The organism is Saccharopolyspora cebuensis, assembly GCF_039542665.1.
In the GTDB taxonomy this organism is placed as follows: domain Bacteria; phylum Actinomycetota; class Actinomycetes; order Mycobacteriales; family Pseudonocardiaceae; genus Saccharopolyspora; species Saccharopolyspora cebuensis.
On sequence record NZ_BAABII010000016.1, the window covers coordinates 391,234 to 417,340 of the forward strand.

General features: G+C 71.7%; 31 protein-coding genes and 1 pseudogene. 16 read left to right on the plus strand and 16 right to left on the minus strand.

The window, feature by feature from the left end:
• Window positions 1-5: 5 nt before the first annotated feature.
• From ABD976_RS22015 to ABD976_RS22025, 3 genes are all read right to left on the minus strand, one after another.
• Entirely contained in the window at window positions 6-641 is a 636-nt protein-coding gene (locus tag ABD976_RS22015; RefSeq protein ID WP_345366207.1) for a maleylpyruvate isomerase N-terminal domain-containing protein, read from the minus strand.
• Window positions 642-732: 91 nt separating this feature from the next.
• Window positions 733-1,890, minus strand: a complete 1,158-nt coding sequence (locus ABD976_RS22020; protein ID WP_345366209.1) for a globin domain-containing protein — start codon at window positions 1,888-1,890, stop codon at window positions 733-735.
• Between the two features lie 51 nt (window positions 1,891-1,941).
• Window positions 1,942-2,382 carry an RrF2 family transcriptional regulator gene (locus ABD976_RS22025; protein ID WP_345366211.1) on the minus strand — a complete coding sequence of 147 codons (441 nt, stop codon included), beginning with the start codon at window positions 2,380-2,382 and terminating at the stop codon, window positions 1,942-1,944.
• 90 nt (window positions 2,383-2,472) lie between these two features.
• Here ABD976_RS22025 and ABD976_RS22030 point away from each other — a divergent pair, with 90 nt between their 5' ends.
• Complete coding sequence (locus ABD976_RS22030; protein WP_345366213.1) at window positions 2,473-2,895, plus strand: hypothetical protein; 423 nt, start codon at window positions 2,473-2,475, stop codon at window positions 2,893-2,895.
• Window positions 2,896-2,922: 27 nt separating this feature from the next.
• On the opposite strand, the gene ABD976_RS22035 is transcribed toward ABD976_RS22030, so the two are convergent.
• The gene (locus ABD976_RS22035; RefSeq protein WP_345366215.1) at window positions 2,923-3,828 is read right to left on the minus strand and encodes a helix-turn-helix transcriptional regulator; all 906 of its coding nucleotides are present in this window, start codon (window positions 3,826-3,828) and stop codon (window positions 2,923-2,925) included.
• A 133-nt stretch (window positions 3,829-3,961) separates the two neighbouring features.
• Here ABD976_RS22035 and ABD976_RS22040 point away from each other — a divergent pair, with 133 nt between their 5' ends.
• Complete coding sequence (locus ABD976_RS22040; protein ID WP_345366217.1) at window positions 3,962-5,203, plus strand: MFS transporter; 1,242 nt, start codon at window positions 3,962-3,964, stop codon at window positions 5,201-5,203.
• Between the two features lie 59 nt (window positions 5,204-5,262).
• A complete protein-coding gene (locus ABD976_RS29640) occupies window positions 5,263-5,559 on the plus strand; it encodes an alcohol dehydrogenase catalytic domain-containing protein (protein WP_369774473.1) in 297 nt (98 codons plus the stop codon).
• Between the two features lie 32 nt (window positions 5,560-5,591).
• Here ABD976_RS29640 and ABD976_RS22050 read toward each other — a convergent pair whose 3' ends face one another.
• Window positions 5,592-6,329 carry a dienelactone hydrolase family protein gene (locus ABD976_RS22050; protein WP_345366218.1) on the minus strand — a complete coding sequence of 246 codons (738 nt, stop codon included), beginning with the start codon at window positions 6,327-6,329 and terminating at the stop codon, window positions 5,592-5,594.
• 296 nt (window positions 6,330-6,625) lie between these two features.
• Between ABD976_RS22050 and ABD976_RS22055 the strand changes: the two genes are divergently transcribed.
• Window positions 6,626-7,117 carry a YbaK/EbsC family protein gene (locus ABD976_RS22055; RefSeq protein WP_345366220.1) on the plus strand — a complete coding sequence of 164 codons (492 nt, stop codon included), beginning with the start codon at window positions 6,626-6,628 and terminating at the stop codon, window positions 7,115-7,117.
• A gap of 104 nt (window positions 7,118-7,221) precedes the next feature.
• Here ABD976_RS22055 and ABD976_RS22060 read toward each other — a convergent pair whose 3' ends face one another.
• On the minus strand, window positions 7,222-8,211 hold the full coding sequence (locus ABD976_RS22060; RefSeq protein ID WP_345366222.1) for a phosphotransferase enzyme family protein: 990 nt from the start codon (window positions 8,209-8,211) through the stop codon (window positions 7,222-7,224).
• Between the two features lie 115 nt (window positions 8,212-8,326).
• On the opposite strand from ABD976_RS22060, the gene ABD976_RS22065 reads away from it, so the two are divergent.
• Window positions 8,327-9,559, plus strand: coding sequence for an MFS transporter (locus ABD976_RS22065; RefSeq protein ID WP_345366224.1), 1,233 nt, complete (start codon window positions 8,327-8,329; stop codon window positions 9,557-9,559).
• A 379-nt stretch (window positions 9,560-9,938) separates the two neighbouring features.
• Window positions 9,939-10,478, plus strand: coding sequence for a DUF1062 domain-containing protein (locus ABD976_RS22070; protein ID WP_345366227.1), 540 nt, complete (start codon window positions 9,939-9,941; stop codon window positions 10,476-10,478).
• Window positions 10,479-10,772: 294 nt separating this feature from the next.
• On the opposite strand, the gene ABD976_RS22075 is transcribed toward ABD976_RS22070, so the two are convergent.
• Window positions 10,773-11,318, minus strand: a complete 546-nt coding sequence (locus ABD976_RS22075) for a GNAT family N-acetyltransferase (protein WP_345366229.1) — start codon at window positions 11,316-11,318, stop codon at window positions 10,773-10,775.
• Window positions 11,319-11,723: 405 nt separating this feature from the next.
• On the minus strand, window positions 11,724-12,410 hold the full coding sequence (locus tag ABD976_RS22080; protein ID WP_345366231.1) for a DUF899 domain-containing protein: 687 nt from the start codon (window positions 12,408-12,410) through the stop codon (window positions 11,724-11,726).
• Between the two features lie 41 nt (window positions 12,411-12,451).
• Here ABD976_RS22080 and ABD976_RS22085 point away from each other — a divergent pair, with 41 nt between their 5' ends.
• A complete protein-coding gene (locus ABD976_RS22085; protein WP_345366854.1) occupies window positions 12,452-12,700 on the plus strand; it encodes a VOC family protein in 249 nt (82 codons plus the stop codon).
• 36 nt (window positions 12,701-12,736) lie between these two features.
• On the opposite strand, the gene ABD976_RS22090 is transcribed toward ABD976_RS22085, so the two are convergent.
• A complete protein-coding gene (locus tag ABD976_RS22090) occupies window positions 12,737-13,207 on the minus strand; it encodes a MarR family winged helix-turn-helix transcriptional regulator (RefSeq protein ID WP_345366233.1) in 471 nt (156 codons plus the stop codon).
• Window positions 13,208-13,458: 251 nt separating this feature from the next.
• Between ABD976_RS22090 and ABD976_RS22095 the strand changes: the two genes are divergently transcribed.
• Together ABD976_RS22095 and ABD976_RS22100 are read left to right on the plus strand one after the other, a co-directional pair.
• Window positions 13,459-14,889 carry an MFS transporter gene (locus ABD976_RS22095; protein WP_345366235.1) on the plus strand — a complete coding sequence of 477 codons (1,431 nt, stop codon included), beginning with the start codon at window positions 13,459-13,461 and terminating at the stop codon, window positions 14,887-14,889.
• Window positions 14,886-15,698, plus strand: a complete 813-nt coding sequence (locus ABD976_RS22100) for an SDR family NAD(P)-dependent oxidoreductase (RefSeq protein WP_345366237.1) — start codon at window positions 14,886-14,888, stop codon at window positions 15,696-15,698. Before ABD976_RS22095 ends, ABD976_RS22100 begins: the two co-directional genes overlap by 4 nt.
• A gap of 12 nt (window positions 15,699-15,710) precedes the next feature.
• Here ABD976_RS22100 and ABD976_RS22105 read toward each other — a convergent pair whose 3' ends face one another.
• On the minus strand, window positions 15,711-16,250 hold the full coding sequence (locus ABD976_RS22105) for a putative immunity protein (RefSeq protein WP_345366239.1): 540 nt from the start codon (window positions 16,248-16,250) through the stop codon (window positions 15,711-15,713).
• A 123-nt stretch (window positions 16,251-16,373) separates the two neighbouring features.
• Here ABD976_RS22105 and ABD976_RS22110 point away from each other — a divergent pair, with 123 nt between their 5' ends.
• On the plus strand, window positions 16,374-17,264 hold the full coding sequence (locus ABD976_RS22110) for an aminoglycoside phosphotransferase family protein (RefSeq protein ID WP_345366242.1): 891 nt from the start codon (window positions 16,374-16,376) through the stop codon (window positions 17,262-17,264).
• 48 nt (window positions 17,265-17,312) lie between these two features.
• Here ABD976_RS22110 and ABD976_RS22115 read toward each other — a convergent pair whose 3' ends face one another.
• Together ABD976_RS22115 and ABD976_RS22120 are read right to left on the minus strand one after the other, a co-directional pair.
• The gene (locus ABD976_RS22115) at window positions 17,313-17,711 is read right to left on the minus strand and encodes an MmcQ/YjbR family DNA-binding protein (RefSeq protein WP_345366244.1); all 399 of its coding nucleotides are present in this window, start codon (window positions 17,709-17,711) and stop codon (window positions 17,313-17,315) included.
• Window positions 17,704-18,096: an MmcQ/YjbR family DNA-binding protein gene (locus ABD976_RS22120; protein ID WP_345366246.1), complete on the minus strand. Its 393-nt coding sequence runs from the start codon at window positions 18,094-18,096 to the stop codon at window positions 17,704-17,706. Before ABD976_RS22120 ends, ABD976_RS22115 begins: the two co-directional genes overlap by 8 nt.
• A gap of 397 nt (window positions 18,097-18,493) precedes the next feature.
• Between ABD976_RS22120 and ABD976_RS22125 the strand changes: the two genes are divergently transcribed.
• The 4 genes and pseudogenes from ABD976_RS22125 to ABD976_RS29645 form a co-directional block, all read left to right on the plus strand.
• A complete protein-coding gene (locus ABD976_RS22125; protein WP_345366248.1) occupies window positions 18,494-18,832 on the plus strand; it encodes an ArsR/SmtB family transcription factor in 339 nt (112 codons plus the stop codon).
• Window positions 18,829-19,302: an SRPBCC domain-containing protein gene (locus ABD976_RS22130; RefSeq protein ID WP_345366250.1), complete on the plus strand. Its 474-nt coding sequence runs from the start codon at window positions 18,829-18,831 to the stop codon at window positions 19,300-19,302. The genes ABD976_RS22125 and ABD976_RS22130 overlap by 4 nt, the downstream gene beginning before the upstream one ends.
• Window positions 19,299-19,925: a dihydrofolate reductase family protein gene (locus tag ABD976_RS22135; protein ID WP_345366252.1), complete on the plus strand. Its 627-nt coding sequence runs from the start codon at window positions 19,299-19,301 to the stop codon at window positions 19,923-19,925. Before ABD976_RS22130 ends, ABD976_RS22135 begins: the two co-directional genes overlap by 4 nt.
• A 347-nt stretch (window positions 19,926-20,272) precedes the next feature.
• A pseudogene (locus ABD976_RS29645) lies at window positions 20,273-20,401 on the plus strand (DUF4158 domain-containing protein); the annotation flags it as partial.
• 61 nt (window positions 20,402-20,462) lie between these two features.
• Here ABD976_RS29645 and ABD976_RS22140 read toward each other — a convergent pair.
• Window positions 20,463-20,834 (minus strand): hypothetical protein, encoded by a 372-nt coding sequence (locus ABD976_RS22140; protein WP_345366254.1) that lies wholly within the window; start codon window positions 20,832-20,834, stop codon window positions 20,463-20,465.
• Window positions 20,835-21,148: 314 nt separating this feature from the next.
• On the opposite strand from ABD976_RS22140, the gene ABD976_RS22145 reads away from it, so the two are divergent.
• Window positions 21,149-23,401 (plus strand): NACHT domain-containing protein, encoded by a 2,253-nt coding sequence (locus ABD976_RS22145; protein ID WP_345366256.1) that lies wholly within the window; start codon window positions 21,149-21,151, stop codon window positions 23,399-23,401.
• 119 nt (window positions 23,402-23,520) lie between these two features.
• On the opposite strand, the gene ABD976_RS22150 is transcribed toward ABD976_RS22145, so the two are convergent.
• A complete protein-coding gene (locus ABD976_RS22150; protein WP_345366258.1) occupies window positions 23,521-23,868 on the minus strand; it encodes a tyrosine-type recombinase/integrase in 348 nt (115 codons plus the stop codon).
• Between the two features lie 189 nt (window positions 23,869-24,057).
• A complete protein-coding gene (locus ABD976_RS22155; RefSeq protein ID WP_345366260.1) occupies window positions 24,058-24,264 on the minus strand; it encodes a hypothetical protein in 207 nt (68 codons plus the stop codon).
• 161 nt (window positions 24,265-24,425) lie between these two features.
• Between ABD976_RS22155 and ABD976_RS22160 the strand changes: the two genes are divergently transcribed.
• Window positions 24,426-25,469 (plus strand): tyrosine-type recombinase/integrase, encoded by a 1,044-nt coding sequence (locus ABD976_RS22160; RefSeq protein WP_345366262.1) that lies wholly within the window; start codon window positions 24,426-24,428, stop codon window positions 25,467-25,469.
• Between the two features lie 68 nt (window positions 25,470-25,537).
• Here ABD976_RS22160 and ABD976_RS22165 read toward each other — a convergent pair whose 3' ends face one another.
• A complete protein-coding gene (locus tag ABD976_RS22165) occupies window positions 25,538-26,080 on the minus strand; it encodes an AAA family ATPase (protein ID WP_345366264.1) in 543 nt (180 codons plus the stop codon).
• Window positions 26,081-26,107: the final 27 nt, after the last annotated feature.

Consider the following 26,107-nt stretch of genomic DNA (forward strand, 5'->3'; position numbering starts at 1 on the left):
GGGGGTCAGCGCAGGACGGGCAGCGGCGAGCGGCTGCTGCGCCCGGTGGCGGCCTCGTTCAGCGCCACCGGTTCGGCGACCTCGGCGAGCAGGTGGGCCGTCTCGCGCAGTGCCGCCGGTGCGACCTCCGGGGCACGTCCCAGCGCGTCGAGCACGTCGAGGAGGTGCACCACCGACTCCATCAGCACGATCCGGATCGCCTCGGACCACGGCGCCACCGCACCGGAGCCCGGCCAGGGGACCAGGGCCGTGGCCGGGCGGTGCCGCAGCGCGGTGACGGCGCGGGCCCCGAGGTCGGCGTAGTGGGCGACCAGCTCGGCGCGGTCCAGGGTGGAGGCGGTGGCCGCGGCCTCCTGGGCGATCTGCTCGGCCATCGCGTGCGCCGCCCCGCCGGGAGCGTTGAACCCGCGCAGGATTTCGACCGCGGTGGCCTGCTGCCCGGTCGTGGTTTCCATCGCGGCGGCATCGACCAGCAGCGGCGGGAACATGCCGACGTGCGCGTACAGCGCGGCCACGTCCCAGCCGGTGCAGCGCGTCGCGGTGGACCATTCCTGCTCGGACAGCTCCGCGCCGAGCGAGGCCCACCGCTGCCACACCGCTTCGAGCGCGTCGATCCGGTCGTGGTGGCACGCGCTGCTCATCGGTCGTTCACCTCTCGACAGCACCCCGGGCGGGGTGATCCGGTTCCGGCGGCGACACGCTACCGCGCCGCGGTCGGCCGCACCCCGCAGTTCAGCGAGGAAGATCCGGGCCGAAGACCTCGTAGCGGACGGCGGCCGCGGGCAGCCCCCGGTCCCGCAGCTGGGCGTGGGTGGCGCGCAGGAAGCCGCGAGGTCCGCAGAGGTAGGCGGTGGTCCCCGCGGGGAGGTCGATGCCGCCGAGGTCGGCCAGGCCGGTCCGCTCGGCGGGCCAGCCCGGCGGCGGCTCCTCGTACCAGACGTGGGCGGTGGCGCGGGGCAGCCGGGCGAGCAGGTCGGTGAACTCGGTGCGCAGGGCGTGGGTGCCCGGGCCGCGGTCGGCGTGGACCGCGACGACCTGGCGCGGTGAGCCGGTCACCGCCAGGTGCCGCAGCATGGCGATCATCGGGGTGCAGCCGATCCCGGCGGAGGCCAGCAGGACGGGCCCCTCGCCCGCTTCGAGGGTGACCTCGCCGAAGGGTGCGCTGATCGGCAGGACGTCGCCTTCGGCGAGGTGCCGGTGCAGGTGGCCGGACACCGCGCCGCTGTCCTTGACGCAGAACCGCACCGCACCGCCGGCCGCGTCGAGGAGGCTGTACTGGCGGATCTGGCGCGCCCCGTCGGGCAGCTCGACCCGCACCGACACGTACTGGCCGGGGCGGGCCGGTGGGGCGGCGGACCCGTCGACCGGCCGGGCCAGGACGGTGATCACCTCGTCGGTCTCGGCGCGGCGACCCACCACGCGGTAGTCGCGCCAGGTGTCGCCGTCCGGGGCCCCGGCGTCGGCGTGGAGCCGGGCCTCCAGGGCGCCGAGGGTGTCGGCCATCAACCAGTACACCTCGGACCAGGCGGCGGCGACGTCGTCGGTGACCGCCTCGCCCAGCACTTCGGCGATCGCGGCGAACAGGTGGGTGTGGACGATCCGGTACTGGTCGCGGGTGACGCCCAGGGAGGCGTGCTTGTGGGCGATGCGGTGCAGCGGCGGCGGGGAGTCGGGGTGTTCCAGCAACGCCGAGGCGAACGCGGCGATGGATCCGGCCAAGGCCCGCTGCTGCGCGCCGCTGGCCTGGTTGCCCCGGTTGAACAGGTCCCGCAGCAGCTCCGGGTGCGCGGCGAAGAGCTTGTCGTAGAACACCGAGGAGATCTCCCCGAGGGCGCCGCCCACGGCGGGCAGGGTGGCGCGGATCGTGTCGGCGGAGGCCGGGGACAGCATCGATGAACTCCAGGATCGGTGTGCGCGGAACGCGGGTGCGGGCGCGGCGGATCACCGCGGGGGCGGGGACAGCCCCAGCAGGACCGGGCCGGTCGGGGCGGAGACGAGGTCGTCGACGGTGAGCGGGTCGAGGGCGGAGTAGAACGCGTCCTGGGCCGCGCGCAGCGCCGCGCGCAGGCGGCAGGCCGAGCGCAGCGGGCACGGCGGCTCCTCCTCGCAGCCGACCACGTCGCCTTCGCCCTCCAGCGCGCGGACCAGCCCGCCCAGCGACCGGCGGCGACCGGAGGCGGTGAGGACCAGCCCGCCGCCGCGGCCGCGCCGGGTCTCGACCACCCCGAGGTGCTGCAGCCGGGTCACCACCTTGGCGGCGTGGCTGCGGGGCACGGCCACCAAGTCCGCCACCTCGCGCGTGGTGGGGGCGCTCGCCTCCTCCTGCACGGCCAGGCGCATCGCGATCCGCAGCGCCACGTCGGTGCCCTTGGTCAATCGCACCCGCCCAGCCTAGAAAAGACGAATCTCAAAATCCACTTTCACGTCCGGCCCCCGCGCAGCGCCCCGGCCCCCGGTCGGCACAATCGCGTCATGATCGAGCCCGTCCCGGACCGGCGCCGGGCGCCTGGTCGCCGCATCGACGTCGTCTCCGTGCTCGTCGGCGTGGCGCTCAGCGCCGCCGCGGCCCTCGTGTGGTGGTGGCTGGACGAGGCCCGCGTGCTGGTGCGGCTGCAGGTCCACCCCGCGCCGGCGGGGCAGTTCTACCGGGGCGAGACCGGGCACGACGCCGTGCTGGCCCGGATCGACGACCACCTCGGCGAGGTCGAGGGCCACGAGGTGTGGCTGGGCCGCGCCGTGAACAGCGACATGCCGTACGGGCACGTCGTCGAGGTCCCCGACAGCTGGGACACCCGGAACCTGCGCGTCGACTGGCGTCCCGACGGCGTCGCGTTGCGCTTCGCCGACGGCGGCACCCTCTTCGTCCCCGACCACCACTTCACCGGCGGCCGGTGACCGGTCGGGCCCCGCGCCGCGACGGGCTCAGCGCGGCCGGGTGGTGGGTTCCGCCGGGGTGGAGCGGGTGGCTGCCCAGCTGGTGAGCAGCTTGAGCCGGTCTTCGGAGGTGGTGCCCGGTTCGGCGGTGTAGAGGGTCAGGTCGTGCACCGCCCGGCCGGGCAGGGGCAGGTTCAGCGACCGGTAGGTCAGTTCGAGCTCGCCGACCTCGGGATGCCGCAACCGTTTGGTGCCGTCGTGGCGGATGCGGACGTCGTGCGCGGCCCACTGGGTGCGGAACTCGGGGCTGAGCGTGGACAGCTCACCGATGAGCTCGCGCAGGGCCCGGTCGTGGGGCTCGCGGCCGGCTTCGGCGCGCAGCAGCGCTGCGGTGGCGGAGGCGGCGGCGTCCCAGTCGACGAAGAAGTGCTCGGCGCCGGGGTCGAGGAAGATGTAGCGGGCGAGGTTGGCGCGGCCGTGCTGGTCGGTGGTGTCGCTGTCGTAGGCCGGTGCGTGCAGCGCCCGGGCCAGCGCGTTGCCGGCGATGATGTCCTGGCGGCCGTTGCGCACGAACGCCGCGGACAGGGTCATGGAGTCCAGCAGCCACTGGACCTGGGGCGGGACTTCGACGTCCTGGCGCCGGGACGGGGTGCGGCGGGCGGGCCGGGCGGTGCGGGCCAGGTCGAACAGGTAGGTGCGTTCGTCCTCGTCGAGCCGCAGCGCCCGGGCGACCGCGTCGAGCACCTCTTCGGACACCCCGCCGATGTGGCCCTTCTCCAGGCGCGTGTACCACTCGGTGCTCACCCCGGCGAGCACCGCGACCTCCTCGCGGCGCAGCCCCGCGACCCGGCGGCGGCCGCTGGTGGGCAGGCCGACCTGCTGCGGGGTGATCTTCGCGCGCCGGGTGGCGAGGAAGTCGCGGATCTCGGAGCGGTTGCCGGGCTGTTGGTCCACGTCATCCAGGGTAGGCCGGGTGCGGACGCGGAAGGGGGTTGAGCTGGTCCCCCCGACGAACGCCACCTTGTCCACGCCTCGCCCGGCCGGTTTCGTGGGGTCGACAGCGCGCACCCGACCCCTGGAGCGAAGGATGCACACGCGAGGAGGTGTCCTGCGCACCTCTGGTGACGGGCCCGTCGAGGCCCCCGAGCCGCGGCCCACCCGGCTTCCGCTCGTCGTCCACGTGCTGGCGTTGGGCACGTTCCTGATGCTGACCACCGAGTTCGTGGTGGCGGGCCTGCTGCCGGAGATCGCGGGCGACCTGGGGGTGGGCGTGGCCCGTTCGGGGCTGCTGATCACGGTCTTCGCGGTCGGGATGATCGTCGGTGCGCCGCTGATGGCGATGCTGACGCTGCGGCTGCCGCCGCGGTGGACGCTGACGCTCGCGCTGGGGGTGTTCGCGGCCGGGCACGTCGTGGTCGCGCTCGGCTCCAGCTTCGCGCTGCTGCTGGCGGCGCGGTTCGTCACGGCGCTGGCGACCGGTGCGTTCTGGGCCGTGGCCAACGTGGCCGCCGCCCGCGCCGCCGGTCCGGCCGCCAGCTCCCGCGCTCTCGGTCTCGTGGGCGCCGGGGGCATGCTCGCCAACGTCATCGGGGTGCCGCTGGGCGCGTTCGCCGGGCAACTCCTGGGCTGGCGGGGGCCGTTCTGGGCACTGGCGGTGCTGGCCGCGGCCGCCGGGTGGCTCATCGCCCGCACCGTCGGGCGGGACGGAGCGCACCACCACGCGGTGTCGGTGCGCTCCGAGCTCACGGCGCTGCGTTCGGGCCGCCTGTGGCTGGTGCTGGCGGCCTGCGCGACCACGACCGGTGGCGTGCTCGCGGCGTACTCCTACATCGCGCCGCTGCTGACCGGCCGGGCCGGCATCGCCGCGGGTCTCGTGCCGCTGGTGCTCGTCGGCTTCGGGGTCGGTGCCCTGGCCGGTTCCCTGCTCGGCGGCCGGCTCGGCGACACCCGCCCGCACGCGACGATCATCGCCGCCGCCGCGGGCAGCTCGGCCCTGCTGCTGGCGATCTGCCTGCTGGCCGGCTTCGCCGCGCCCGCAGTCGCGCTGATCGCCGTGCTGGGGTTCTTCGGGCTCGGCGCCAACCCGGTGCTGATCTCCCTGGCCGTGCGCTACGCGGGCCAGGCACCCACCCTGGCCTCGGCGTTCAGCGTCTCGGCGTTCAACTTCGGCACCGCCGTCGGATCCTGGATCGCCGGCCACGCCCTCGACTCCGCCCTCGGCACCACCGGGCCCGCCGTGGTCGGCACCGCCCTCGCCGCGCTGACCCTGATCCCGGCGACCGCACTCGCCCGCACCCAGCGCCACCGCGCGGCGCCCCCCGTGCTCTAGGACAGTCGACGTGACCCGCGGTGCCCCCGCGGTCGCGGTCGTCTCGACGAGCACCTCCCATGCGTGCCACCCTCATGCACGGCGCCGGTGACGTCCGCGTCGAGAACGTCCCGGACCCGGTCATCCAGCACCCCACCGACGCGCTGGTGCGGATCACCGCCTCCTGCATCTGCGGCAGCGACCTGCACCCCTACGGTTCGATGTCCCCGGCGGACGGCCCCGCCCGGATGGGCCACGAGTTTATCCCGCACCAGCCTCAAGGTCCTCATCAAGCCCTGACCCCAGGGGGCGTCACGGCGGGGGAGGACTTCCACCTCCACCTCTCGCAGAGCCGTGACGGGCGGGCCGCGACCTGATCCTGCTCGGCCGCGGCGGGCAGGGGTGAGTGTCAGGAGCCGATCGGATCCGTGACGGGCAGGCACTCGGCGAGCAGGGCGACGATGTCGCGCCAGGCTCGCTGTGCGTGCCGCGGGTGGTAGCCGACGCCGGGCGGCGCGGTGTGGTCGACCGGTGGGTGGTGGAAGGCGTGGAGGGCTCCTCCGTAGACCACGAGGCGCCAGTCGACGCCCGCGGCCTGCATCTCCGCGGTGAACGCCTCCCGTTGCGCGGGCGGCATGATCGGGTCTTCCGACCCGACCCCGGCCCACACCGGGCAGCGGATGCGTTCCGCCTCGCCCGGTCGGCCCGTGGTCAGCGCGTTGACCGTCCCGATCGCGCGCAGGTCGACGCCGTCGCGACCGAGTTCCAGTGCGACTGCGCCCCCGGTGCCGTAGCCGATGGCGGCGGTCCGGTCGGGGTCGGCTCGTGATTCGGCACGGAGCACGTCGAGCGCGGCGTGCCCGATTCCTCGCATGCGGCCGGGATCGGCGAGCAGCGGCATGCAACGGGCCAACATGTCCTCCGGGTCTGCCCAGTACCGTCCGCCGTGGAGGTCGAAGGCCAGCGCCACGTACCCCAGCTCGGCCAGAGCCTCGGCCCGCCGGCGCTCGACATCGCTGAGCCCCATCCCCTCGGGTCCGATCAGGACTGCGGGTCGGCGCTCGGCACCGGCCGGGAGCGCGAGGTAGCCGATCATCGTCAGGTCGTCGGCCGGGTATTCGACCGCACGGGTTGTGACCGCCGTCATGCGACTGGACGGTAATGACCGTTGCGCCCGCCCGGGGTGGTGTTCACCGATGGCAAAAGCAGTCCGCCCATTGCCAACCGCTCGACGGCGGCCAGGGCGTCCCCGCCGGTCCCAGCCCAGTCCACGCGAGTACGAGAACCAGGGCAGCAGCCGCACGGCCGATGACCCTGCGCGGCGGGGTGCCGATCGGTCATGGCCCGCCGTATCGTGGCCGCCGTCCGCGACCGCGGACCGCGGTGCCTCGGCGCCCCGCAGCACCGCCGCTCCGGCCGCACGATCCCTGGAAGGACCTCCCGGTGAGCACCCCCGAGATCGACCAGCTCCCTCCCACGAGCCGCACCGTCGCCGCCGCGCTCCGCCAGGCGGGCATCACCTCGACCGTGCGGCACCTGCCCGACTCCACCCGCACCGCCGCCGACGCGGCCAACGCGCTCGGCTGCCCGATCGCCGCGATCGCCAACAGCCTGGTGTTCCGCTGCGACGACGCCCCGCTGCTGGTGATGACCAGCGGTGCCCACCGCGTCGACCCGGCGGCGCTGGCCGCCCGCCTGGGCAGCGGCCCCATCACCCGGGCCACGCCCGACCAGGTGCGCGCGGCCACCGGGCAGGCCATCGGTGGGGTGGCACCCGTGGGGCACCCGGCGCCGATCAGCACCGTGGTCGACGAGAGCCTCGCCGAGCACGCCGTGATCTGGGCGGCCGCGGGAACCCCGAACACCGTCTTCTCCACCACCTACGACGAGCTGCGGGTCATCACCCGCGGCCAGCCGATGCGCGTGACGACCTGACCCGGCGGTGGGGTCAGAACCCCGCCGCCCCGCGCCGCACTGACGTCACCGTGACGATTCCACTGGGATCTTCCCCGCGACGGGCGCGGGACGCCCGGTGGGCGTCAGGGGGTGAGGGCCTGGGCCAGGAGTCCGGTCGGGGAGAGGACTCCGGTGACGTGGCCGAGTCCGGTGCGCCGGTCCTCGGTCGCGCTGCGGGGGTCCAGGACGACGTCGGCGAGTTCGGCGAGGTCCTCCAGCGCGCGGGCGCCGCGGTAGTAGGCGAGCAGGTCGTGGTCGACGTCGTGCGGTCCGTAGCCGTCGAGGAACCACGCCTGCTGCTGCGGTGTGGCGGGCAGGTCGGCGAGGACGCCGCCACCGAGGACGAACATCAGGTCGCGCTCGCGGGGTGCGAGGGTGGCGTCGTCGAAATCGATCAGCGCCACGGCGCCGTCGGCGGTGCGGACGAGGTTGCCCCGGTGCGGGTCGGCGTGGCACGGGACGAATTCCGGGAGCGCGGCCCGGGTCCGCAGCGCCCGCCCCAGTCGGGTGGTGCGCTCGCGCACCGCGCGCAGGTCCTCGCGGCGTTCCCGCCACGCCACGGTCAGCTCCCGGGTCAGGTCGTCGGCGGGTCCGGGCTCGTCGAGCGCGGCATCGACGCGGTCGAACAGGTCCACCCACCGGCTCGGGTCGAACTGCTCGCGCGGCACCCACCGGCGCAGCTCCGCGGTGCGGGGAAGGTCGTGCAGGGCGGCGAGGAGGTCTCCCAGGGCGTGCCACTCCGCGCGCCCGAGGTCCGCGTCGAGCGCGCTGGTGCCGGCGACCCACTGCACGACCGACAGACGTCCTCCTGCGGTGTCGACCCACAGCGCACCGGTGCGCGAGGGGAGTGGTCGGGGTGCGCTGCCGGGTCGGGCGGTGTCCAGCGCGGCGGGCAGGACGAGACCGGCGGGTGACCCGCCGTCGGTCCACTTGACCGCGAACCGGCCACCGTCCCGATCGGTTGCCCGCCACAAGCTCGCCGCGAGGTCGGCCCCGGTGCCGACCGGAACGAGCTCGTGCACCTGGAGGTCGTAGTGCTCGGCGAGCACGGCGATCACGTCCGCCCGGCTCACATCGGGCTCCTTCCGGTCGTCGCTTCCCGGTGGTCGCTGAAGCCGGATATTAGGAGGCGAAGCACGGTCGGTGCCTGCTATTTTCCCGCCCCGGTGTCGCTGGGAGGGAGTACGAGTGGCCGCGGCCGTCCTGGGGCGCAGGTTCTGGCGGTTCTGGAGCGCCTCGTTGACCTCGAACCTCTCCGACGGGGTCGCCCTGATCGCCCTGCCGTGGATCACGACCACGGTGACCGACGAGGCGTTCCTGGTCGGCGCCGTCGCCGCGGCGGGGCGGTTGCCGTGGCTGGTCGCCGCGATCCCCGCCGGGGCTGCGATCGACCGCCTCCCGCGGTTCGCGACGATGGCCGCGGCGGCGACCGTCCGGGCGTTGCTGTGGGCGGGGTTGGGCCTGGTTGCGGTCACCGGCCGGTTGTCCCTCGAAGCGCTGCTGGTCGTCGCGTTCGCGCTCGGTCTGGCCGAGGTGTTCTACGACACCGCCGCGGTGACGGCGATCCCCCGGCTCGTCGCCCGCGGGCACCTGGAGACGGCCAACGGCCAGTTCCGCACGGCGGAGATCACCGCGCAGGAGTTCCTGGGGCGCCCCGCCGGTGGTCTCGTCCTGACCGCGGGCACCGCGCCCGCGCTGTTCCTCAACGCCGGGATCTGCGCGCTGGTCCCGGCGTTGCTCCTCCGCCTGTGCCGGGACGAGCACCGGGAACCGCGCCTCGCGGACGACCGGGATTCGGGGTGGCGCCGGTTCGGCGCCGGTATCGCGACGATCCGGGCTTCGCCGCTGCTGCGGCGCCTGGTCGGCGTGACGATGCTGTTCAACCTCGCCTACGCGACCGTCCTGGCCACCCAGGTCCTGTTCGCCCGAACGACTCTGGGGTTGGGGTCCGCGCAGTTCGGCCTGCTCATGCTCACCGCGGCCGCCGGCGGGATCCTCGGCGGCCAGTTCGGCGGGCGGGTCGCCGCGCGCCTGCCCGCGGGCTGGCTGCCCATGACCGGCCTCGCCGGCACCGGGATCTGCCACCTCGTGATGGCCGCCGCACCCGTGGTGCCGGTGGTCGCGGTCATGCTGTTCGTCTCCCACGCGTGCGTGCTGCTCTACACCGTGTCGGTGTCCGCGCTGCGCCAGCGGGTCACCCCGGCTGCGCTGCTCGGGCGGGTCAACGCGGCCGCGGGCACGGCGTCGTGGGGTGTCGCGACGGTGGGGATGGCCGCGGGGGGCGGCCTGGTGAGCCTCGCGGAGCGCTGGCTCACCGCCAGCGACGCGCTCCGGGTTCCCCACGCCCTCACCGCGGCCGTCCTCCTCGCCCTGGTGTGCACCGTCGGCCGCAGCACCACCCGCCTGAGCGCGCAGGTGTGAGCGCCGCGGGTGTGGGGCGCGGTGAACCCGGAGCCCGGGCGCCCGCGGGGGCCTCGGCGTGCTGTGGGCCCCCGAGCAGCGGGCCGTCGCGCACGTCGGCCGCTGCAGCGCCGGCGAAGTGCCGGGCGGAAAACCGCTTGGTCGTTCCTCGCGCGTTGCCGTAGGTTGCCTGCGGCCCCATCGCAGTGAGGACAGAGGACAAGATCACGTGACCCCGCCTGCTCTGTAGACCTGACACCTTTTCCCGCTCGCCGTCGAGCCGACCGTCCCGTCGGCTCCGCCGGGCTGCCCGTCGGCGCCCGGTCATGCGGCGTTCGAGGCCGCGTGCGAGCGGCCTCGTGTCAGATCTGGAGAGCTCATGTCTTCATCACCTCATGCCGTGCTGCCTTGGGTCGTTCGCCGGACCCGGCTGCCCCTGCTGTCGTTGCGGTGCGTGGACTGCCGGTCGGGGTCGGCCACCACCGGCGCGGGCAGGTTCCGCGTCAACGCCAACGGCAAGCTGCTGGACGTGTGGTTGCTGGTCCGCTGCACATCCTGCGACCGGACGAGCAAGCTCACCGTGCACGAGCGAGTGCCGGTCCGGTCCGTCGATCCGGTCGAGCTCCGCGGCTACCGCGTCAACGATCCGGAGCTGGTGGCGTCCAAGCTGCTGGATCCGCGGCTCGCCCGCCGCAACCGCTTCGCCCTGGACTGGACGGGGGCCTGGCGGCTGGACGCCCGGTCGGCATGGCCGGAAGGGGCGTGGCCGGTCCGGGTGCAGGTCGTCTTCGCGGACCCGGTACCGGTGCGCCCGGAACGGCTCCTCGCGGAGGGGCTCGGCCTCAGCAGGAAGGAGGTACTGCGCCGGACCCGGTGCGCCATCCCGCTGCGCCGCCCGACGAGCACCGGATTCACCTCGACCGTGGTGGCCGGGGACTAGGGGGCTGAGGAACACCGACGTCGGATCGTGCGCCCGCTCATCCCGCGCACGATCCGACGCGGTCGCGGGGTCTGATCGGAGGCCGCGCTGCTGGACGAGCACGCGTCGCTGTTCAACGGCATGGTCCACCAGTTCCGACTGGGCCGCGTTCGAAGCCGGTCCACAGCCGCCGGAAGCGCTCGAACAGCGCACCCGCAGGTGGCTGCCGATCCTGCAGGACCATCTGCGCGACCCCCTCTCGGGTGCGGACGCTGACGACCGGGAACAGGTGAGCGCACACGGGCACCGAGGTCCTCAACGGCGCTCGCTCGTCGATACCAACGGCTTGGCCAGGTACAGCGCGGTTTCATGCGCTGCGTCGCCGTCGTAGAGCGTGCGATCGAGCCCGACTATCTCGAATCCCATCGCCTGGTAGGCCCGCACGGCCGGAGTGTTCGTGTTCTGCGTTTCCAGCCACACCTGCCGAGCCCCGTTCGCCCGGCCGAGGTCCAGCACGTGCTCGATCAATCCGCGTGCGATCCCGCGGCCTCGGTGGGCACGGTCGACGTAGAGGTGGCACAGCACCTGACGTCGGTTCCACCGCGAGTAGCCGGTCGCGGCGAATCCAGTGATGTTCGCGCCGTCGCAGGCGACGAAGCCATCAGCCCACTCCCTGTCGGCACTGGTCACGTCAGCGAGGAATTCGTGGTTCTTGCTCGAGGGCACCGACACGGGCGTTTCGGTGAAGCTGAACCCAGTCGCCGTCGTTGCGACGTTGAGCACGGTATCCGCGGTCGAGATGACGTCCAGGTGCGACAGCGCCTCGACGTCGTCCGGCAAGCGCAGCGGCCGTACGTTCACGTTTCGTCCCCCTCGCCCGCGGGGAGGAGAACGCGCAGTGGGCCCAGCCCGGACGACGCCGAGGCCCGGTGCGGCGCCTCGGTCGAGCTCCGGCCGGACACCCGCGTCGGCCCGCGTCGTAGCCGCTCCAGCTCCGCCTGCGGCGGTGCCTCGTCGAAGCAGCCGAACCGGGCTACCTGCTCATCGGTCACAAACTCCACCGGCACGCCCGGCATTCAACCCCATCAGCCACAGCCACAAGAGCCGGGGCAGAGCACTGACCGAGGACCCGGTACCACTGCTGCTCAAACCTTGTCGTTCCCCGGGGGCCGGGCGTCGCGGCGCCACCCGGCCCCGGGGCGAGCGGGTGGACGGCAGCGTCCGGCTCCGGCGGCGAAGGCACCGCGCCACCCGGCCCCGCCCCCGTTATGCGGGGTACTCGTCGCGTTTGCGCGGCCAGTCGGAGAAGTCCTCGCCGCGGCCGCGGGGTGCGCGGTCGAGCAGTTGCCAGGTCGCGTTCAGCGCCTCGGTGCCGCGATCGTAGGTCGAGTAGGTGTGGTAGACGATCCCGTCCTCCAGCGCGAAGCAGCTCAGCGCCATCAGCTCCATCACCTCGAGCATGCTGCCGCTGCCCGACCCGTAGTCCCGGTGGGGCGTCGGGACGTGCATGTAGGAGAAGAAGTCGGCGTCGAAGTCGCTGCGGCCGGAGGAAACCCACTCGACGTCCCAGCCCATCCGCTGCTTGTACGCGGTGAGCACCGGCAGCGGCGAGCGCGAGGAGAGCAGGAACGTCACGTCCCGGCGCGCCAGGTGCGGCACCGCGCCGATCAGGTTGTCGGTTTCGAAGGTGCAGCCCGGGCAGCCTTCCGGGGTGTTCGGGCCGTGCATGAAGTGCCGCACGATCAGCTGCGAGCGTCCGTCGAACAGCTCGGCGAGCGTGCGCGGACCGGAGGTGGTGTCGAACCGGTACTGCTCGTCGACCCGCACCCACGGCAGCTCCTGGCGCTGCCGGGCCAGCTCGGCGGCCCGGCGGGTCAGCTCCTTCTCCTCGGCCAGCTGCTGTTCGTAGGCGGCTCGCCACTGTTCGCGCGTCCCGACCGCGTGCGTCGTCATCCTGTCCTCCCGGTGGTGCGGATGGGTCCACCCGTGCAGACATCCGGTGGCGCCGGAACTCATCGGCCGGGCTCGGCCTCGTGCTCGAGGTGTTCGTCCGACAGCGGGGCGAGCGTGCTCCGGGGATCCCGGTCGCCTCCTTCGCCGTGGCCGACGTGCCCGCGGAGTTCGACCGGCTGCGTGGCCTCGGGGTCCGGTTCACCCAGGAGCCGCTGCGGAGGGGCCCGGTCACCGCAGCGGTCCTCGACGACACCTGCGGCAACCTCATCCAGATCGTGCACGGCGGGTAGGCACCCGCCCAGGCATCGGCACCGCACCGCGGATTCTCAGTCCCGCGCGTCCCGGTCGCGCGGCCAGGGGTTGCCCTCCAGCGCCTCGATGTCGATGTTGAACCTGGTCAGCAGTTCGGCGAAGGCGGCGATGCGTTCCTGCGGCCAGTCGGTGACGACCATGGCCACGCCTTCGCGGCTGCGTTCGCGGTCGGCGGCGAGCAGGTCCAGCCCTGCTCCCGTGGGGCGCAGCCTGCGCGCCATGCCCCCCTGGGGGTCGGCGAACCGCTCGACGAGCCCGTTCTTGAGCAGCGTCGCGACCTGGCGGTTGATCGTGGAGATGTCGAGGCGGAACGCTTCGGCGAGTTCGCGCAGCGACATCGACCCGTCGGTCTCCAGGCGCGTGAGCAGCAGGTATGCCGAGCGCTCCAGGTGCTGACCCGGGCGGGACTGCTTGAGGGACAGGTGGTGCCGGGAGAACAGCAGGAGCTCGCGCTCCAGATCGTCGATGTACCGGTCCTGCGTCACGGTGCACTCCTCGCTGTCCTCGTCACCGCCGCGTGGCGGAACCCGATATGTATGCTACACATGATGTGTATGGCGCACAAGGTTGCGCGGTGGAGGTCGCGCCAGGCGATCCGCCGCAGCGCACGAGGGGGACCGGCGATGCACACCGGCCCCGCGGCAGCGGGGGAGCCACCTCGCCTCGGCGCTGTCCCGACCCGGGGGCACCGGCCGCCACTCGCTCCCCGGAACCGAGCTAGCAGCAAAGGAATCCCGTGACCGTCCTTCCCCGTGCCTCGCCCGGCACGATCACCGCGATCCTCTCGGCGTGCGGCGTCGTGGTCTCGCTCATGCAGACGCTGGTCGTGCCGATCATCCCCGTGCTGCCGCGGCTGCTGGACGCCTCGCCGACCGCGACGTCGTGGGTGGTGACCGCGACGCTGCTCGCCACCGCGGTGATCACCCCGATCAGCGGCCGCCTCGGCGACATGTACGGCAAGCGCCGCGTGCTGATCGCCAGCATGGTCGCGCTGGTCGCCGGATCGCTCGTGTGCGCGCTGTCCGACTCGCTGGCCCCGATGATCATCGGGCGCTTCCTGCAGGGATGCGCCACCGGTGCCATCCCGCTGGGGATCAGCATGCTGCGCGACGAAATGCCGCCGGAGCGGGCGGGCACCTCGGTGTCGCTGATGGGCGCCACGCTCGGCGTCGGTGGCGCGCTCGGGCTGCCGCTGGCCGCCGCGGTCACCCAGTTCGCGGACTGGCAGCTCCTGTTCTGGCTCTCCAGCGCGCTCGGCGCGGCGTGCCTGGTGCTCGTCGTGCTGCTGATCCCCGAATCCCCGGTGCGCACCCCGGGCCGGTTCGACGTGGTCGGGGCCTTGGGGCTCACGGCCGGGCTGGGCTGCCTGATGCTGGCGATCATCCAGGGCAGCGCCTGGGGCGCCGGGGTCACCGTGGCGCTGCTCGCCGCCGCCGCGCTGATCCTGCTCGGGTGGGCGGTGGTCGAACTGCGCTCCCCGCAACCCCTGGTGGACCTGCGGGTCTCGGCCTCCCGGCCGGTGCTGTTCACCAACCTGGCCTCGGTGCTGGTCGGCTTCTCGATGTACTCGATGTCGCTGACGTTCCCGCAGCTGCTGCAGGCACCGCCGAGCACCGGCTACGGCTTCGGGCAGTCCATGCTGGCCGCCGGGCTCGCCCTGGCGCCCGCCGGTCTGGTGATGATGGCGCTCTCCCCGGTCTCGGCCCGGATCTCGGCCAGCCGGGGACCGCGCACCGGGCTGATGGCCGGCCTGCTGGTCATCGCCTGCGGATACGGTTTCGGGCTGCTGCTGATGGACGAGGTGTGGCAGATCGTGCTGTCGTCGCTCATCACCGGCGCCGGGGTCGGCATCGTCTACTCCACCATGCCCACGTTGATCATGGCCTCGGTGCCGCGGACCGAAAGCGGGGCGGCCACGGGGCTCAACGCGCTGATGCGCTCCATCGGCACCTCCACGTCGAGCGCGGTGATGAGCGTCGTCCTGGCCCGGATGACCACGTCCCTCGGCGCCGCCCAGGTGCCGACCGAGCAGGCCTTCCGGCTGACCTTCGTGCTCGCCATCGTCGCCGCGCTGGCCGGTATCGGACTGGCCGCCCTGATCCCCAGGCACCCCACCGGCGCGCCCGGTGGCACCCCCTCCACCCCGGCCGCGAACGTGGCCCGATGACCCGGAAGGACGCACCCATGCACCGGCTCGACGACAAGACCGCGGTCATCACCGGGGCCGCCGGCGGCATCGGTTCCGCCGCCGCCCGGCTGATGGCCGCCGAAGGCGCCCGCGTGCTGCTGGCCGACCTGGACCTGGAGTGCGTGGACGACCTCGCGCGCACGATCCGGGAGGACGGCGGCAACGCCGTCGCCACGACCGTCGACGTCCTCGACGAGGACTCGATCGCGGCGATGATCGACAAGGCGATCGCCGAGTTCGGCGGGCTGCACGTGCTGTGCAACCACGTCGGCGGCAGCGACCCGAGCAAGGACACCGACCTGCTGAGCCTGGACCTCGCCGAGTGGGACCGGGTGATGAACCTGAACGTGCGCAGCACGGTGGTGGCCTCGCGGCTGGCGATACCGCACATGATCGCCGCGGGCGGCGGCTCCATCATCAACACCGCCTCGGTCGCCGGGGTGCAGGGCGATGCGGTGCAGTGCGCCTACGGGACGGCCAAGGCCGGGGTCATCAGCCTCACCCGCTACATCGCCACCCAGTACGGGCCCAGGGGAGTCCGCTGCAACGCGATCGCGCCGGGAGCGACCATGACCCCCGCGTTGCGGGACAACCTGCCCACCGAGGTCGTCGACGAGATCCGGCGCAACACCTCGCTGCGCGGCATCGGGGAACCGGCGGACATCGGTCACGCGATGGTGCACCTGGCCTCGGACGAGTCCCGCTACACGACCGGTCAGCTCCTGGTGATCGACGGTGGGCTGACCACCCAGAGCGCGTTCGCACCGGGACGGCGCGACGGCTCCTGACCCGCCCACCCGTCAGCCGGAGGCGCGCAGGGCGGCGTCCAAACCGCGCATGAGCTGCCCGACGCGATTCCGGGCGGTGGGCGCCGCGGGATACCGCCGGAGGACGTCGACCAGGACCGGTGTGGCGCGTAGCCGCGCCTGCTCGATCCGCAGCTCGCCGACCGCCGGATCCTCACCCGCGGTCAGCTCGGCGACGCGCGCGGCACTCGCGGCGGCCCGCAGGATGTGCCCCACCTGCGTGGCCTTCGCGATCGGGTGCAGGTAGGCGGCGGAGGCGGCGTCACCGGCGGAGCGCGCCGCGAGCCGGGCGGCTTCGCCGGTGGCCTGCCGCGCGGCGCGGTGCGCGTCCAACGAGGTGACGCGCTGCAGCGCGGTGCGCTTCGCGCCCTCGACGAACTGCCACGCGGCGTCGAGGGCCGCCCGCGGACGACGGTCACCGGGCACGGCGTCCTCGAACACCGGGAGGACGTCCTGCGCGCTGTCGGCCGCGAACCGCGCGACGACCCGCAGTTCGTCCATCGTCAACTCGAAATCGCCGGCCGCAGTCGCCACGACCCCGATCCTTCCACCGGCTGACCGCCAGCCGCGAGCAACCCCCCGCAGCTGGGGCATGGGGGCTGTCCGGCGGGTCACGGGCGGAGCCATCGGCGGCTGCCACCGGTACTGTGGCTCCGCATGACCGACCCCGAGACCGAGATCACCGCGGACCTGGTCCACGACCTGCTGGCGGAGCAGCACCCGGACCTCGCGGGGCTGGCCCTCCGCGAAGTGGCGGGCGGGTGGACCAACCACGTGTGGCGCCTCGGGGACGAGTTGGCCGTGCGCATGCCGCGTACCGACGGTGCCCCGGATCTCCAGCGCACGGAGCGCCGGTGGCTGCCCGTCCTGGCCCCGCGCCTGCCGCTCCCGGTCCCCGGCCCGGTACGGACCGGTGCACCGTCCGCGCGCTTCCCGAAGCCCTGGACCATCATGACGTGGGTCCCCGGCGAGCCGCTGGACCACACCTCCCTCAGCCGCGGCGACCACGCGGCCGACGCCCTGGCGGGTTTCCTCACGGCACTCCACGTGGCGGCGCCCGACGACGCGCCGGTCAGCGCGGACCGCGGCGACCACCCCAAGAACTGCTCGGACGGGTTCGACCACTTCTTCCACGCCGTCGTCCCCGACGACCTCGCCGACGAGGTCCGGGCCGTCTGGGACGACGCCGTCGCGGCACCCGAGTGGGCGGGACCGCCGCTGTGGGTGCACGGCGACCTGCATCCCGCGAACGTCGTCGTCTCGGACGGGACGCTCTCCGGGGTGATCGACTTCGGTGACATGTTCGCCGGCGATCCGGCCTGGGACCTCGCGGCCGCATGGGTCATCCTCCCCGCCGGCGCCGCCGCACGCTTCTTCGCCGCCTACGCGCAGGCGGACGAGGGGACGATCCGGCGCGCCCGCGGCCTGGCCGCCCTGAAGGGACTGGTCCTCATGCTGATCGGCCGGAACGGGGACCGGGGCCTTCCAGGCGGCAAGCCGACCTGGGGACCCGCAGGCCGGGCGGCACTCGACCGTGTGCTGTCGTAGAGCCGCCGGGCGGGCCCGTGCCGTTGTTCGGTCGACGTGCCGTGCCGACTACGGGTTCGCTCCCCGGGGTCTGCGTCGGTGCGGCACGGTGTCCAGGACGAGGTCGTAGGAGCCGGTCACGCAGTCCTCGACGAATTCCGCGGTGATGCCGCGGCCGGCGCCCACGGAGATCCAGTGGTCCTTGTTGAGGTAGCGGCCCGCGACGATCGAGGGGTAGCTGTGCCGCAGCGTTCGCGCCTGCTCGGGCTCGGACTTGACGGTGATGATCCGTTCGTCCGGGTCGTCGGTGACGATCAGGAAGACTTTGCCCGCCACCTTGTGGACGTCGAGCTTGTCGACGAAGGGCCGCCCGCGGGTGACGCCGGGCAGTCCAGCGGCCGCGCTGCGGGCGAGGTGCTGCAGCGCCTGGCCGGTCAGGGCCCCGGCGGGCGGGTCGCGGTCAGGCACCGACCACCTCCGGGGCGACGGGCCGACGGGAGCGGGGCAGCGTGCCGAGCACGAGGCGGTAGGAGTCGGTCACCAGCTCCTCGACCAGCTTCGTGTCGATCGAGTCGCCGGGAGCGAGCGTGATCCAGTGCTTCTTGTTCATGTGGTAACCGGCGGTGATGTCCGCGTACGCCTCCCGCAGCGTTGCCGCGTCGCTGGGATCGGCCTTGACGATCACGACCGGCTGACCGGCCACGACCCCGGCGTCGCGCACCCGGGAATGCCGCGGGCCCTCGGTCATCAGCAGGAACCACTTCTCGTGCACCCGGCACGCCTCCCAGCCGGGTTCGAAGGAGTACAGCGTGGTCGCCGGCTGCGCCGCTTCCTGCAAGGCCTTGCCCTTCATCGTCGCCGCTCTCCTCCTCAACGCGGATGCAGCCGACGGCGGGCAGGGCTGCGCGCCCCCCACCGTCACCCGCAGGTCTACCCAGCCGGGAAACAGGCCATACGCTTCCGGCAGCGGACCACCGTTCACGCCAGCTCAGCACGCTGCCCAGCGGCTCGGCCCGGCACCGAGATGATCTCAGCTCCGCCCGCGGGCCTGACCTGAGCCACCGAGCACGGTAGCCCGTGCGTTCTGCGCCTCGGCGGCCTCGTCCCGATCCCGCAGCAGGCGATCAATGGTCGGCTCGGTACGGATAGTCGGCTGCTGGCTCAGCCCCGGCGGGACCGACGGGAAAGCCGTCCGGATGGGAAAGCTTAGCCCTTGCGCTCAGCATCAGGATCAAGTGATACTTAGCCCAATGGCACAGTGTTCGTCGCAGTTGGACGGCGTGTTCGTCGCGCTCGCCGACCCGACCAGGCGCGCCGTCGTCCGGCGCCTCGGGCGCGGGTCGGCGAGCGTCGGCGAACTCGCGCGCGAATTCCCGATGACCCTCCCCTCGTTCATGAAGCACGTGCGGACGCTCGAAGCGAACGGGCTCATCCGCACGGTCAAGTCCGGCCGGGTGCGCACCTGCGTGCTCGACCGCGAGCGGCTCGCCCTCGTCGACGACTGGCTCGCCGAGCAGCGCCGCACCTGGGAGGAGCGCACCGACCGCCTCGAACAGTTCGTCACCGCCCCGGAGGAGAGCACGCCGTGAACCCCGATCTCGACCTCGGCCTGGAGCGGATCATCCGCGCCCCGCGCGCCACCGTGTGGAGCGCCTGGACCGACCCGGCCCGGCTCGCGCAGTGGTGGATCCCGGCGCCGACCCGCTGCCAGGTGGACCGCCTCGACGCCCGGCCCGGCGGGGCGTTCGTGACGCGGATGAGCGACGACGGGGCCGAGTTCGTCCCGCACCTGGACGCGTGCTTCCTCGTCGTCGACGAACTCGAACGGATCGTGTTCACCAACGCGGTCGACAGCTCGTGGCGTCCGGCGAACCCCGCCCCGGTCGCGATGACCGCCACGATCACCTTCGGCGAGCACCCGGATGGCACGGATTACCGGCTCGTCGTCCGCCACGCCGACCCGCACGCCCGCGCCCTGCACGACAAGCTCGGCTTCGCCGAGGGCTGGGGCACGGTCGCGGATCAGCTGGCCACGTTCGTGGAGAAGGCGGCACGATGAAGATCGCCCTCACGGAGTTCGTCACGCTCGACGGCGTCAGCCAGGGACCGGGTTCGCCGGACGAGGACACCACCGACGGGTTCACCCGCGGCGGCTGGCTCGTGCCCTACCTCGACGAGACCTTCGTCCGGCGCACCTCCGAATGGCTCGACCTCGCGGACGGCCTGCTGCTCGGCAGGCGCACCTACGAGGCGTTCGCGCGCGACTGGCCGGAGATCACCGATCCGGCCGATCCCTTCACCGAGCGGATGAACGCGCTGCCGAAGTACGTCGTGACGAACACCCGCACCGAGGGGACCTGGCACCCCACGACCGTGCTCACCGGCGACCCGGTCCGGACGGTCGCCGAACTCAAGGCACGACCGGGACGGGAACTCCAGATCCACGGCAGCGCTCGCCTCGGCGACGCGCTGTTGTCGGCGGGTCTGATCGACACGCTCCGCCTCGCGGTCGCGCCCACGGTGCTCCGCACCGGCCGACGCCTCCTGACCGGCGCGGGTGGCGCGTCCGGTCTCCGCCTGGTCCGCCACGACGCGACGCCCAACGGCCTGCTGCTCCTCGAATACGCAGCAGCAGGCCAAGCACCCCGGGCCCACTACGAAGGCGTCACCGCCTTCACGTGAGCAGCGCCGCGCTCCGGAGACGGGCAACCACGCGCCACCGTCGCGTTCCTGCCGTCGCGCCGGCGCCGGTCTTCACCGGCCAGTGTCCAACGACCAGAGGCCGAGGAACATCGGAACGGAAACTGGCGCTAAACCCTGACCTGGCGTTTTCGCTGCTGCTTGCTGAGGTACGCCGCAGTTCCGCCACGGTGGGCGGCATAAAGCTGCGGAGGCACACGCGTTGTCGGTTCAGTTCTTGTCCGATGAGCAGGTCGCAGCCTATGGCGAGCGCGCGATGACGAAACTGGAGCACCGGTGGGAGACCCGCCGAGTCGAGCACTGGCAGGAGCTCTCGGGCCGTTGAGGACGAGCTCGGCACATGGGTCGAAGACCGCGCGTGGACCACCGGTGACGGGCCGAAGGCGCTGTTCGACACCGCCCTGGCGTGGCTGCGTGAGCGGAAGGTGCTGCTGCCGGGTGTGTCGACGCTGGTTCGGCTGGTGGCGTCGCGGCGAATCAGCGTCTGTGGGAGACCCTGCACGGTCTGCTCGACGACGATCAGCGTGCGGCGCTGGACGAGCTGTTGGAAGTTTCCGAGGGGCACCGGAGCCAGGCGGTGTCGACGATCGGCCCGCTGGACCCGGTTCGGGCGTCGGGGGCAGCGGTGCGGGCCTGCAGGTGCTCGGGCAGGGCGCGGCGGGCCTCGGTGGCGGCTGGGCCGAATCGCTCGTGCGCGGACTGGCGGCTGATGCCGAGGTGGTCGCCGATCTGCTGCCAGGTTATGCCCTGCTCGTGGCTAGCGACCACGGGGGCCCGCAGCAACGCTTGGGCATGCTGCAGCGCCGACTGCGCGCCTCGATCAGGGCTCCGGCGGGAAAGACCGTCCCGGTGGGCCTCGGGCACGGTGGCCCGGTAGGCGGCCTCCAGCAACTTCCATAGGGTGGCTCTACTGGCGTACACCGCGCTGGACCGATTACAAGGGGACCTGAACATACCAGAGACCTGCCGCGAGTCCGTCAAGTTGCTGTATCCGGCTTCGGCGCCTGCTAGATTTCCCGACCATCGAGGGTAGGTCACGGGAAGGACCGCCATGGTGGGTTCGGATACAGACATTCCGTGCGCGCACAACAGAAGCAGCCTCGGTCTGTACGGCAAGAAACAGCGCTTCGGCATTGAGGTCGAGTATGTCACGGTCTCGTAGTCGTATTCCGTGGGCGATCGTCACCGCAGTCCTCTCCAGCACGGTGTTCGTTGGCGTGGTGGCGTGGCTGATCCTGCGTGTGATGAGCGGAAACTTGGAGCATAACGATCAGCTGGGCAGTGTCGTGAGCATGTTCGTTGGACTCGCCAGCCTGCTCGCAACAGTCGTCTCGACAGTCGTTGCTATTCGGCAGAATAAGCAGCAACGCACCGCTGCCAGCACAGAAACACTGGACGACCTCTTGGCGAATGTCGCCGCCCACATCCACAGAGACTGCGAGGAAGAGGAACGGATCCGGAAAGTGCACGACCCGTTCCCGCTCGGTATCCGCTGGACCGGCGCACCAGAACACCTTTTCGATCATTGGCAGAGCATCAACGGATCACTCGGCAACATCGACCAGGTGCCGCTAACCGGTTACGGAATCGACGAACTGATCGACGTTTTCCAGCGAATCCCGTCTGGCCGCCTGGTGATTCTAGGCAAAGCCGGATCAGGAAAGACTCTCATGGCTTCGCGGCTCGCTGTGACCGTTCTTGATCGGCGCCCTCGGGCTGAGACAGAACCGATACCCGTCATTTTCCCGCTTAGCTCTTGGGATCCTGGGGTGGAGTCCTTGCGCACCTGGTTACTGTCCTACCTGCACACTGAATTCCCTGCCTTGGCCGTCGGCGAACCCGGCAGAAGGTCCATCGCTGAACAACTGCTGTCGGCTGGACGGGTGCTGCCTATTCTGGACGGTTTCGACGAGATAGCCAAAGGTAAGCAGGCAACCGCAATGAAGGCGATCAATGCTGCGCTTGGGCCGCGTCTACGGCTGATCGTGACCAGCCGCCCGCAGGAGTACGCCGACGCCGTGGAATCCAGCGACGTCATCACCGCCGCCGCGGCCATTCAGCTGTGCGATCTTGATCTCGACGATGTCGCCGCATATCTCCCATTAACGGTGCGTAAACGCCACTTGGAATGGACCCGGACCAAATGGCACCCGGTGATCGACCGCATCCGCGACGAAACCGACGACGCAGGACGCGTTGTGGCCACGGTTTTCCGCACACCGCTGATGGTGTCGTTGGCGAGGACTATTTTCAGCGAGACCAACGCTGACCCGCAGAGACTATTGGAGACACCACACGAGCTGACCATGCCGGAGCGCTGCGCACTCCTGGAGGACCAGCTGCTCGCTGGTTTCATTCCTGCAGCCTACGGAGGTCAGTCGCACGAAACGGCCACAGGCAGGCGAGAGTCGCCCCCCGATGTGAAAAGGATCCAGCGGCAGTTCCAGTTCCTGGCTCGGCATCTCGCGCACCAGCGAACCTACGACCTGGCATGGTGGCGGCTCGTGCTCGCGCTACCGCGCTCGGCCGTCGGTACGGTCGCCGGGATTGCTTTCCTTCTGCCCAGTTGGGCCGTGGTCGTATCAATGTGGTGGTCGGTCGGGACGTTCGCAGCCATGGAAATGCCGTCGATGGAGCTTTTCCTGGCGGTCGGATTCGCATTCGGAGCAGTGTTTTCTGCAGTACTCGGGATCATGGTTGGTCTCGGCCGAGGACTACGGCCATCGCCACTGCGAATGCGGCTACGGATCCGGCAACGCTGGACAGTTGTTTACCGGCGGATTCTTTCTGAACTTGGTCCTGGACGGTGGAAGGCGATCGTGTGGCTGGGGTTGTGCACCAGCGGCGGACTGACCTTCGGCACCGTGGGTGCCGTCATGACCGGCGCGCTAGCCGTGGCTCTGCTCGGTATCGGCGCCGGTGCCATGATAGGGATCGGGCTGTGGCTCGTAGTGATCATCGTGCGTAGTCTCTCCGTGCCCGTGGAACTGACCGACATCAACAGTCCCCGCGAACTACTTGACCTCGACCGCCGCACAACCCTGTTCCAAGGAGCGACGGTCGGTGGTCTGGGCAGCCTGCTGGCCTGGTTGATCTTCCGCAGTGTATTCGAAGCAACCTTCGTCCCGTCGGTCACCGAGGCCTTTGGGCCATTCTTCCTGCCCATCGCATGGCTCGCCACAGCCGCAGGCGGGATGCTCGTATGGCTGCTACTGATCACGGTGTGGGGGCCATGGTCGATCGCGCGTTTCCTATTGCCCCTGACAGGACAGTTGCCGTGGCCGATCATGCGCTTCCTTAATGACGCCCACCGGCGAGGTGTGTTGCGTAAGACCGGCGGCGTGTACCAATTCCGTCACGCTCGACTGCGGGATCACTTGAGCCGAGCCCATTCAGACGGGACCGCCGTACTCGACGGAAGTGCGCGCTCGAGAGAGGAAGATGACCAGGCGTCGTAGACCACACCCAGAAGTCATACCGGAAAGCTGTGCCAATGATCCGCTCACACAGTTAGGCGTTTCGGTAGCTTTCGCACAGCGGACAACGTTTTGCCTTCTGTATCGAAGTCTGGGGCGTTTCACGGCCTCCGGGCGGCCGGATCCCGGGCTTGCTGCCACCGGGCGAGAGCCTGCGGCGATACCCGCGCGTATTTCGCCAGCGACGCGACCGAGGTGTGCCCGGAGAACGCCAGCTGTGTCGAGGTGTTCGCGCCGGTTTCGGCGGCATGGGTCAACGCAGAATGCCTGAGCTGGTGCAGCGTCCACGGCCCGCCGGAAAGCTTCGCGGTGGTCTGCTCGAACGAATCGGCCGCGCGCCGGTAGGACAACCGCGCGCGCCCCGGAGTCCGGATCCAGAGCCGCTGGCGGCAGCTCGACGCGAGCGCGTCGATCGGTGAGGAACACCGGTCCGCGGCGTCGGCCGTCAAGCAGGCGGGGCAGCAGCCGGGCGGTGGCGGTGCGCCACACGATCACATCGGCCGCGCGCCGGTTGCGCAGATCGAGCTCATCGACGTCCAGCGCGAGGATCTCCTCGGCGCGGGCGGCTGTCTCGTACAGCATCCGCCACAGCGTGCGTTCGCGAAGCGGCAGATTCGGCCGAGTCACTAGATCTTCGATCAGGGTCTCGTCGACCGCGCGAGTGTAATCCGGAGTCCGCGGATTCGTCGGGTCGGGTCGCCGTTGATCCAGCCCTGCTGGTGCCACCATCCAGCGGCCGAGCGCAGCGCGTCCAGACGCGCGTTGACCGTCGCGGCCGCCGACGAACCCCACCGGCGCGCGAACCAGCAGCCGATCTGGGCGACGGTGTCCTCGTCGTCGAGCACCGCGACCGTCGTGTCCGCACCGAGCCCCTGCCCAATTCCCGGTCGATTACGTTGACGGTAGTGACAAAACGTTTCGATGAAAACGAAACGATAAGGCAGGTCCGACGATCCCCGCGTAGGGGTGCGTGCATAATCACGCTTATGTGCGCTAAGGTGGGCGCATGGAGATCGACACCGCCGGGGCGGGGGAGACGGTGCCGCTGCGGCCGCAAACGGAATTGCTGGCGGCGACGGGGCGGACCGGGCACACCGTGGGGGCGCTGGTGTCGGCGTGGCTGGGGTCTTACGCCGAGTCGGCCGACACGCGCGCCGCCTACGCCCGGGACCTGCGGGAGTACCTGGCCTGGTGCACGCGGCGGGCGCTGGACCCGCTGGCGCTGCGGCTGCCGGAAGTGCAGATGTACGCCACCGAGCTGGCGTCGGTACCGCACCCGCGCACGGGCCGGGTGCTGGCGGCCTCGACGCGGGCCCGCAAGCTCGCGGCGGTGTCGAGCTGGTACACGTTCCTGGTCCGCGCCGGGGTCCTCGACGCCAACCCGGCCCGCGACGCGGCCCGGCCCCGCTACGACCGGGGCCACTCACCGACGGCGAGCGTGTCCCAGCAGCAGGCCGCGGCGATGGTCAGCGCCACCGGGCAGCGCGGGCACCGCACCCTCGGCGCGGAGGCCGCCGCGGTGGTCGTCGGTCTGCTCATCGGGCTCGGGCTGCGGGTCTCCGAAGTGTGCCAGGCGCGGCTGTCCGACCTCGGGCAGCGCGACGGGATGCGGGTGCTCACCGTGCGGATGAAGGGCGGCAAGGTCCGGACCCGGCCGGTGCCCGCGCCGCTGGCGCCCGCGTTCGACGCCTACCTGGCGGTGCGGCCCGCCTCGGACGCCGAGGCGCTGATCCTGACCCTGGGCGGTGCTCCGGTGAACCGGCACCAGGTGTACCGGCTGGTGCAGCGGATCGCGGCCGAAGCCGGCGTCCCGACCCCGAAGCGGATCACGCCGCACTCGATGCGGCACACGTTCAACACCATCGCCCGGGAGCGGGGAGCAGCGCTGGAGGACCGCCGGGACGCGCTCGGGCATTCCTCGGCGGCGATCACCCAGCTCTACGACCACGTCGCGCTGTCGGTCACCCGCGACCCGGCGCATCTCGTCGCCGCCGCCACGAGCACCTCCGGACCCGCAGAAGAACCGGATCAAGACACCCGTCACCCTTGATCACTTCCATCACGGTGACGAAAAGATGGGTGGCTCGTCCTGGGAGACGGGCGACGCCGCGTTGCGGCTCAGCGCAGCGCGTCGAGGACGAAGTCGACCCGCTCGGCCACGCTCGACTTCGGCAACACCAACAGCCGGTACCCGTACTCGGTGTAGGCGTCCACCATGGCGTGAAAGGTCGCCTCGGCCTCCTCCGGGGACTGGCCGCGCTCGGCGTCCACGCCGTAGATCTCCGGCCAGAACGGAGCCAGGAACACCTCCCGCCGATAACCGAACCCGCGCGCCGCCGCATCGACGTGCGCGGGCACCTCACGGCCCCGCACGCGCAAGAACCCCACCAGATCCGGCATCCCGCGATCGAAGAACACCACGCCCGGGCACGACTGCGCCCACCGGTAGGACCGCAGCTCCCAACTCAGCATCAGCTCCGCGAACAGCACCTCGTCCCGCCACGGCACCCCGGAACCCCCGATGCCGACCTGATCGACGATCACCCCGCGGCCCGCCTCCGGGGTCCGCGCGTACCCCCGCTGCGCCAGCGCCTCGATCAGCGTGCTCTTGCCCGACCCGGGACCACCGGTGATCACCACGAAACGCCGGTCCTGCGGCACCCCACCACCTTCTCCGATCACGAGCGG

What these genes read in the sequence shown, in the direction of transcription:
- ABD976_RS22015 (WP_345366207.1), bottom strand. Translation starts at nt 641, where the DNA reads ATGAGCAGCGCGTGCCACCACGACCGGATCGACGCGCTCGAAGCGGTG.
- ABD976_RS22020 (WP_345366209.1), bottom strand. Translation starts at nt 1,890, where the DNA reads ATGCTGTCCCCGGCCTCCGCCGACACGATCCGCGCCACCCTGCCCGCC.
- ABD976_RS22030 (WP_345366213.1), top strand. Translation starts at nt 2,473, where the DNA reads ATGATCGAGCCCGTCCCGGACCGGCGCCGGGCGCCTGGTCGCCGCATC.
- ABD976_RS22040 (WP_345366217.1), top strand. Translation starts at nt 3,962, where the DNA reads ATGCACACGCGAGGAGGTGTCCTGCGCACCTCTGGTGACGGGCCCGTC.
- ABD976_RS29640 (WP_369774473.1), top strand. Translation starts at nt 5,263, where the DNA reads ATGCGTGCCACCCTCATGCACGGCGCCGGTGACGTCCGCGTCGAGAAC.
- ABD976_RS22050 (WP_345366218.1), bottom strand. Translation starts at nt 6,329, where the DNA reads ATGACGGCGGTCACAACCCGTGCGGTCGAATACCCGGCCGACGACCTG.
- ABD976_RS22080 (WP_345366231.1), bottom strand. Translation starts at nt 12,410, where the DNA reads ATGACGACGCACGCGGTCGGGACGCGCGAACAGTGGCGAGCCGCCTAC.
- ABD976_RS22100 (WP_345366237.1), top strand. Translation starts at nt 14,886, where the DNA reads ATGACCCGGAAGGACGCACCCATGCACCGGCTCGACGACAAGACCGCG.
- ABD976_RS22110 (WP_345366242.1), top strand. Translation starts at nt 16,374, where the DNA reads ATGACCGACCCCGAGACCGAGATCACCGCGGACCTGGTCCACGACCTG.
- ABD976_RS22120 (WP_345366246.1), bottom strand. Translation starts at nt 18,096, where the DNA reads ATGAAGGGCAAGGCCTTGCAGGAAGCGGCGCAGCCGGCGACCACGCTG.
- ABD976_RS22125 (WP_345366248.1), top strand. Translation starts at nt 18,494, where the DNA reads ATGGCACAGTGTTCGTCGCAGTTGGACGGCGTGTTCGTCGCGCTCGCC.
- ABD976_RS22135 (WP_345366252.1), top strand. Translation starts at nt 19,299, where the DNA reads ATGAAGATCGCCCTCACGGAGTTCGTCACGCTCGACGGCGTCAGCCAG.
- ABD976_RS22160 (WP_345366262.1), top strand. Translation starts at nt 24,426, where the DNA reads ATGGAGATCGACACCGCCGGGGCGGGGGAGACGGTGCCGCTGCGGCCG.